The organism is Pseudoalteromonas sp. S3178 (genome assembly GCF_005886985.1).
Taxonomy (GTDB): domain Bacteria; phylum Pseudomonadota; class Gammaproteobacteria; order Enterobacterales; family Alteromonadaceae; genus Pseudoalteromonas; species Pseudoalteromonas carrageenovora.
On record NZ_PNCW01000018.1, the window covers coordinates 87,031 to 93,872 of the forward strand.

Below are 6,842 nucleotides of genomic sequence, written 5' to 3' on the forward strand. Positions count from 1 at the left end.
AAAGGATTCCAATAGTTGTGCCAACTTCACCAAACTTCATATAAACCATTAAATTTCAATTGGTTAAATATTAAAGTTTAAATTATTTAGTGACTTCAAGCTGAACAACTTAAAGTGTAATTAGCCAATAAATTAGTGTTTTGACTAATATTTAGGATCAAAAAAGCCACTCGAAAGTGGCTTAATAAGTAAGGTATGGCTTAGGTTTATTCTGGCACAAAACTCAGCGCTTTATCCATTACCGATAAGTCAGCTTGTTTGCCATGACCATTCTCTGAAAGGTGACGTCTAAAACCTCGCGCGCCTGGTTGCCCCTGAAAAATCCCCAACATATGGCGTGCAACATGCCAAAAGTTAGCACCTTCAGACATTTCCCTTTCAATGTAGTCATACATAGAGCGAACTACATCATGACGTGATTGCGTATTAGCAACCTCGCCATAAATTTTTTCATCGACTTCATTTAGCATAAATGGATTGCTATACGCTTCGCGACCAATCATTACGCCATCTATATGCTGTAAATGCTCAAGGCTTTGCTCAATTGTTTTCACACCGCCATTAATGCTTAAATCAAGCTGTGGATAGTCTTTTTTCAATTGATAAACACGCGGGTAATCAAGAGGTGGAACTTCACGGTTTTCTTTAGGGCTTAGACCATTGAGCCATGCTTTACGAGCATGAATAATGAAATCATCACAACCTACTTTATGAGATGCTTCAATTAACGCACATAAAAACTCATACGAGTCTTGCTCATCAATACCAATACGCGTTTTTACAGTTACAGGAATATTTACTTCGCTTTTCATAGCAGCAACACACTGTGCAACAAGTTCAGGCTCTGCCATTAAACATGCACCAAACCGACCGTTTTGTACTCTGTCTGATGGGCAACCTACATTTAAGTTTATTTCATCGTAACCACGCTCACCGGCAAGTTTTGCACATTGTGCAAGCGCCTTAGGATCAGAACCTCCTAGCTGCAGTGCAACAGGGCCTTCGTGCTTATTAAAATGTAGGTAATCACCACGGCCAAACAAAATAGCCCCTGTGGTAATCATTTCTGTATATAAAACCGTATGCTTAGTCATTTTACGATGAAAAGTACGACAGTGGCGATCAGTCCAATCAAGCATGGGGGCTACAGAAAAGCGTCTGTTCAAAGTTCGTTTATCCAAAGTACATTCATCCAAAGTAAAAGCCTAACGGGCGTAAAAAGCGAGGTTTAGTAAAGGCGCAGCATTCTACACAAAAGCCTAATAAGCATCAATGCTAAGAAAATACCTGCAAGCCAAAGTAATGCGCTATACCATTTAAAATATTAGTTACGGCAACAGAGCTTAAAATAAGCCCCATTATTCTACTTATAATACTTGCGCCACTATCGCCTATTAATTTATGCACTTGCGTTGCAAGTAAAAGTAACACAAGTACCACGGCTAATACTGCAATCATCATTGATGACGTCATAAGCTGCTCAACCCACGTATATTCTTCGTTTCGGGTCATCAAAACAGCGCCTAACATCGCTCCAGGGCTTGCTATAGAGGGGATCGCAAGCGGAAATATGGCTGTTTCCATACTATCGCGCACGCTTTTTATTTCGGTTTCAGGCTTACTTTCGCCAAATATCATCGACAGGGCAAAAATAAGTAATACAATACCCCCTGCTATTTGAAAAGCAGAAAGCGGAATTTCAATTGCATTTAACAGTTGCTCTCCAGCCAATACAAAAAACATTAATACGACTGCCGATACACCTACTGCTTTAAATATTACTTTTCGCTTAAACTTGTCATCTTCCCCGCGCGTAACTGCAATGAATACAGGTACAGTGCCTATAGGGTCGATTACTGCGAAAAAGAAAATAAATATCGCTAATAATTCATGCATTACTGGGTTTCCTAGATAAAAAGCGTTTAATAAAAACACTGCAAGTACAACACAGTATGTTAGTATATCACGGTAGCGTAAGGATAAGAGTAATGATGAATATAGAATCACTTGTAAGTAAAGCAAAACAAGTTTGTGATAACCGTGGTGCGCGTTTTACGCCAATCCGCGAAAAAGTATTTCGCCTGTTAGCCAGCGCTCAAGGCGGCGTAGGTGCTTACGATTTACTAGAGCAATTAAAAGTAACAGAAACAGGCGCTAAGCCTGCGACGATTTACCGTGCTCTAGACTTTTTAGCTGAGCTTGGCTTTATTCATAAAATTGAAAGCACAAATGCATTTATGCTGTGTCATCATTTTGATCATATTCACCCTGTGCAGTTATTAATTTGCGATACTTGCGGCTTTGTTAAAGAGCTGCACTCTAGCATTATTTCGCATGAGCTAAACAACTTAGCTGCCGAAAGCGGCTTTGTTGTATCAGGCCAAACTATAGAAGCACATGGTAAATGTGAGTCTTGCAGAGCATCGTAATCCCCAAAGTTATCCTTAGTGGCTATACTCATACTATATAGCCACTTCAAAGCACCAATTTAAGAGTAACCACTATGAATGTAGAGTTCATCAATCCCTTTTTATCTTCTTTGATCAATGTGTTAAGCACAATGGCGCAAACTCAATTAAAACCTGGTAAACCTCGTATTAAGACCGATGAGATAGCGTGTGGCGACGTATCAGGCCTCATAGGCATGGTTGGTCCACAAACTCGTGGATCATTTTCAATTACGTTCGATGAAGAGTTAGCATTAACGATCATGGAACGCATGCTAGGTGAGCGTCCAGATACTATAGACGAAGAAGTTACCGATATGGTGGGTGAAATAACCAATATGGTAACCGGTGGCGCTAAAAACTTATTAGGCGAAAAAGGCTTCGACTTTGATATGGCAACCCCTATTGTTGTATCTGGTAAAGGTCATACTATTACTCATAAAAGCCAAGGCAAAAAAATTATTATGCCATTTAGCAGTGATGCTGGTAACGCCAATATTGAAGTTAGCTTCGACAAACTATGAGTTGGCAGCAAAAGCAAATCACATTAAAACCTCGCTCTAGAGGTTTTCATTTAATTGACGATGAAATACTCGCCCAATTAAATGAGCTTGCTAATTATAAAGTAGGTTTGCTGCATTTATTTATTCAGCATACCTCAGCTAGCCTTACCATAAACGAAAACGCCGACCCTACTGTACGTATGGATATGGAAAGTCACTTCAATAAGTTTGTACCTGAGCGTCAACCATACTACCGCCACGATTACGAAGGCGACGACGATATGCCTGCCCATATAAAAGCCAGCACACTCGGCTGTGAGTTAAGTATTCCTATTTCCAATGGATACTTAGCATTAGGCACTTGGCAGGGTATTTATTTAGGCGAGCACCGCGATGCTGGCGGCGCAAGGCGTATTATAGCAACCATTCAGGGGGAGATGTTTTAGCAAACATTTTTAATGTTTAAAACGCCCCCCTACTTCACTCCACCTATACAACCTCAAAGTTAATCCCTTTTTTTGTAGGCGCAGAGCTTGCTCGCGCGAGAAGCGGTAGCTTCTAACAACCAAAACTTCAATACCGAATTACATTTAGAATGAGTTGATAAGAGAGATTTTAAATTATTTTTTATTTATGATTTTTAATATAGAAAAACTTTGAAGGGATATAAAAATATTGGAGCGGTACACGAGGCTCGAACTCGTGACCTCGACCTTGGCAAGGTCGCGCTCTACCAACTGAGCTAGTACCGCATTTTGACTTCTTTAGTTATTTTACGTTGGTGCGCGACGGGTCGCGTTCAACATTCTAGCAACTGAGCTAGTACCGCATTACACTTTTATTCAACACTGCAATTTCTTTTGGTTAGAAATTGGAGCGGTACACGAGGCTCGAACTCGTGACCTCGACCTTGGCAAGGTCGCGCTCTACCAACTGAGCTAGTACCGCATTACATTTTTATTCAACACTGCAATTTCTTTTGGTTAGAAATTGGAGCGGTACACGAGGCTCGAACTCGTGACCTCGACCTTGGCAAGGTCGCGCTCTACCAACTGAGCTAGTACCGCATTATCACTTCTTTAGTTATTTTACGTTGGTGCGCGACAGGTCGCGTTCAACATTCTAGCAACTGAGCTAGTACCGCACTTTTTGATGGTAATTTAACCACTTAAACACACCAACCCCGCGTGGGTTATCGTCTTAAGCGGGGCAGGATTCTACAATAATACGGGGTGTTTGCAAGTGTTTTTTACAAATTAAAGAATTTTTCTCTATAGACCTTTAATTCCATAATAGAATCTTTAATGTCGTCAAGTGCGAGGTGTGAGCCTTTTTTATTCACTTGTGCTAAAACTTCAGGCTTCCAACGACGGGCTAATTCTTTAATAGTACTTACATCTAAGTTACGGTAATGAAAAAAGTCCTCAAGCTCACGCATATACTTATTCATAAAGCGTCTGTCTTGGCCTATCGAGTTACCGCACATTGGCGATGCCCCCGCTGGCACCCACTGCTTTAAAAAGTCTAGTGTTTGCTCTACAGCATATGCTTCATCAAAAGTACTCGCCTTACAGCGCGCTGTTAATCCTGATTTACCATGTTGTGTAGTACACCACTCATCCATACCATTAAGTAATTCATCGCTTTGATGAATAGCAATAGTTGGCCCTTCGGCTAATATATTCAAATCGGCGTCAGTGACAACAGTCGCAATTTCAAGTATTTTGTCGGTCGCAGGTTCAAGTCCGGTCATTTCCAGATCGAGCCAAATTAAATTTGATTTATTAATAGTCATAATTACCTTAAACGGTGCTTTTCTTTAGATCCAACGCATTTCGATATATCATATTAGCATCAACCGTCGAGCTAAAGCTTTTTTATGCTCAAAGCCGACATTTAAACAAGGTTATAGGCCAAAAGTGGCAAAACAGAAAAAATTAAGTAAAGGCCAATCGCGTCAGATCAAGGCCAATCATCAAAAGCGCATTAACAGCGCAGGCTCAAAACAGGCTAAAAAAGGTGCCCAAGAATGGCAAACCGATAATTTAGGCCAAGTAGAGAGCGCAATTGTGATCAGTCGCTTTGGTCAACACGCCGATGTAGAAACACAAAATGGTGACGTATTGCGCTGTAATATTCGTCGTACTGTTTCTAATTTAGTGTGTGGCGATGAAGTTTTATTTCGCCGAGCTAAAGTAAGCGAAGGCGATTTAGCGGGCGTTATTGAAGCAACGCAAGAGCGTCGCTCGCAGCTTACTCGCCCCGATTTTTACGATGGCGTAAAAGTAATTGCAGCAAATATAGATCAAATATTAATGGTGTCGGCAGTATTGCCTGAGTTTACACCAAGTATTATTGACCGTTATTTAATAGCCTGTGAAGACATGGGCATTGAACCCATTTTAGTGCTGAATAAAATCGATTTAATAGACGAAGCAGGTCTAAGCGAAATACAAAAGATACTCGATATTTATCGTAGCCTTGGCTATCAAGTTTTACTTGTAAGTAATATTACCGGCGAAGGTATTGAGCAATTAAAAGACGTACTAGTTGGTAAAAATAATATTTTTGTCGGCCAAAGTGGTGTTGGTAAATCAACCCTCGTTAATACCGTATTGCCCAATGCTGAAATATTAACTAAAGAAGTATCTGAAAACAGTGGCCTTGGCCAGCATACAACGACAGTTTCGCGCTTACATCACTTACCTAGCGGCGGTAATTTGATTGACTCACCGGGTATTCGTGAATTTGGCCTATGGCACTTAGATGTTGAACGTGTAACCTGGTGCTTTAAAGAATTTAGAGAGTTTATAGGCGGGTGTCGTTTTAGAGATTGTAAACACTTAAACGATCCGGGCTGTATTATTCAACAAGCGGTAGCCGATGGCGATATTTCGCAATTACGCTTTGATAGTTACCACAGAATTTTAGAAACTATGGCCGATGGCCGTGCTGGGGCTCGTGCGCCTCGCGTATAAATTAGGGAACAACCTGTGAATTTAGATAAATTTAAAATCGCAATGCAATACGCAATGCCAAAACATTTTATTTCACGCGTAGTAGGTAAATTAGCAGCAGCTAAAGCTGGCGCTCTCACTACAACATTAATAAAGCTTTTTATTAAGCAATATAAAATTGATATGAGCGAGGCTGAGTATTCAGATCCTGCGCATTACAAAACGTTTAATGAGTTTTTTACTCGCCCATTAAAAGATGGCGTACGCCCAATGGCACAGGGCGACAATATTATTACTCACCCTGTAGATGGCGCAATTAGCCAGCTAGGCGATATTGTTGACGGACAGCTAATACAAGCAAAAGGCCACGACTATAGCTTACAAGCGCTATTAGGTGGCTCTGAGGACGATACCACACCATTTTTAGGCGGTAAGTTTGCAACTATTTATTTAGCGCCAAAAGACTACCACCGCATTCATATGCCTATTGATGGCACATTGAGCAAAATGATTTACGTACCTGGCGATTTATTTTCGGTAAATCCGCTTACTGCGCAAAACGTGCCTAATTTATTTGCGCGTAACGAACGGGTTGTTGCTATTTTTGAAACCGAAATTGGCCCATTAGCTATGGTACTTGTAGGCGCAACGATTGTAGCAAGCATTGAAACTATTTGGGCTGGTACGGTCACACCACCAGCAGGAAGTGATGTATTTAGCTGGAACTACCCTACTAAAGGCGAAAACGCGATTACCCTTAAAAAAGGTGAAGAAATGGGCCGCTTTAAATTAGGCTCTACCGTAGTACTCGCTTGGGGCGCCGATAAAGCAGATATTTTAGACGATCAACTACCAGAGACAGTAACTCGCTTAAATACAGCATTTGCAACAATTAAAGGAAGTGAAGAGTTGTAAGTTGTCAGTTGTCAGTTGTC

8 protein-coding genes and 3 tRNA genes are annotated in these 6,842 nt (G+C 40.9%); 5 read left to right on the forward strand and 6 right to left on the reverse strand.

All coding sequences use genetic code 11. The features are described from left to right. Window positions 1–206: 206 nt before the first annotated feature. Together dusA and CWC11_RS04790 are read right to left on the reverse strand one after the other, a co-directional pair. On the reverse strand, window positions 207–1,139 hold the full coding sequence (gene dusA, locus CWC11_RS04785) for a tRNA dihydrouridine(20/20a) synthase DusA (protein ID WP_249330648.1): 933 nt from the start codon (window positions 1,137–1,139) through the stop codon (window positions 207–209). Between the two features lie 136 nt (window positions 1,140–1,275). Beyond that, window positions 1,276–1,896, reverse strand: a complete 621-nt coding sequence (locus CWC11_RS04790) for a MarC family protein (protein ID WP_138681747.1) — start codon at window positions 1,894–1,896, stop codon at window positions 1,276–1,278. A gap of 95 nt (window positions 1,897–1,991) precedes the next feature. Here CWC11_RS04790 and CWC11_RS04795 point away from each other — a divergent pair, with 95 nt between their 5' ends. The 3 genes from CWC11_RS04795 to CWC11_RS04805 all read left to right on the forward strand — a co-directional run bounded on the left by CWC11_RS04795 (window position 1,992) and on the right by CWC11_RS04805 (window position 3,396). Next, a complete protein-coding gene (locus tag CWC11_RS04795) occupies window positions 1,992–2,429 on the forward strand; it encodes a transcriptional repressor (RefSeq protein WP_104643612.1) in 438 nt (145 codons plus the stop codon). A 74-nt stretch (window positions 2,430–2,503) separates the two neighbouring features. After that, entirely contained in the window at window positions 2,504–2,971 is a 468-nt protein-coding gene (locus CWC11_RS04800; RefSeq protein ID WP_138681748.1) for a chemotaxis protein CheX, read from the forward strand. Then, window positions 2,968–3,396: a secondary thiamine-phosphate synthase enzyme YjbQ gene (locus tag CWC11_RS04805; RefSeq protein WP_138681749.1), complete on the forward strand. Its 429-nt coding sequence runs from the start codon at window positions 2,968–2,970 to the stop codon at window positions 3,394–3,396. The genes CWC11_RS04800 and CWC11_RS04805 overlap by 4 nt, the downstream gene beginning before the upstream one ends. 230 nt (window positions 3,397–3,626) lie before the next feature. Here the strand turns inward: CWC11_RS04805 and CWC11_RS04810 are convergent. The 4 genes from CWC11_RS04810 to orn form a co-directional block, all read right to left on the reverse strand. Continuing rightward, window positions 3,627–3,702 (reverse strand) — tRNA-Gly (locus tag CWC11_RS04810). A 120-nt stretch (window positions 3,703–3,822) separates the two neighbouring features. Next, a tRNA-Gly gene (locus tag CWC11_RS04815) sits at window positions 3,823–3,898 on the reverse strand. 43 nt (window positions 3,899–3,941) lie between these two features. Further along, window positions 3,942–4,017: transfer RNA gene (locus CWC11_RS04820), tRNA-Gly, on the reverse strand. Between the two features lie 182 nt (window positions 4,018–4,199). Continuing rightward, complete coding sequence (gene orn / locus CWC11_RS04825) at window positions 4,200–4,745, reverse strand: oligoribonuclease (protein ID WP_138681750.1); 546 nt, start codon at window positions 4,743–4,745, stop codon at window positions 4,200–4,202. A gap of 124 nt (window positions 4,746–4,869) precedes the next feature. Between orn and rsgA the strand changes: the two genes are divergently transcribed. Then, window positions 4,870–5,928, forward strand: a complete 1,059-nt coding sequence (gene rsgA / locus CWC11_RS04830) for a small ribosomal subunit biogenesis GTPase RsgA (protein WP_138681751.1) — start codon at window positions 4,870–4,872, stop codon at window positions 5,926–5,928. Window positions 5,929–5,943: 15 nt separating this feature from the next. Further along, window positions 5,944–6,822: an archaetidylserine decarboxylase gene (asd, locus tag CWC11_RS04835; protein WP_171038391.1), complete on the forward strand. Its 879-nt coding sequence runs from the start codon at window positions 5,944–5,946 to the stop codon at window positions 6,820–6,822. Window positions 6,823–6,842 lie beyond the last annotated feature (20 nt).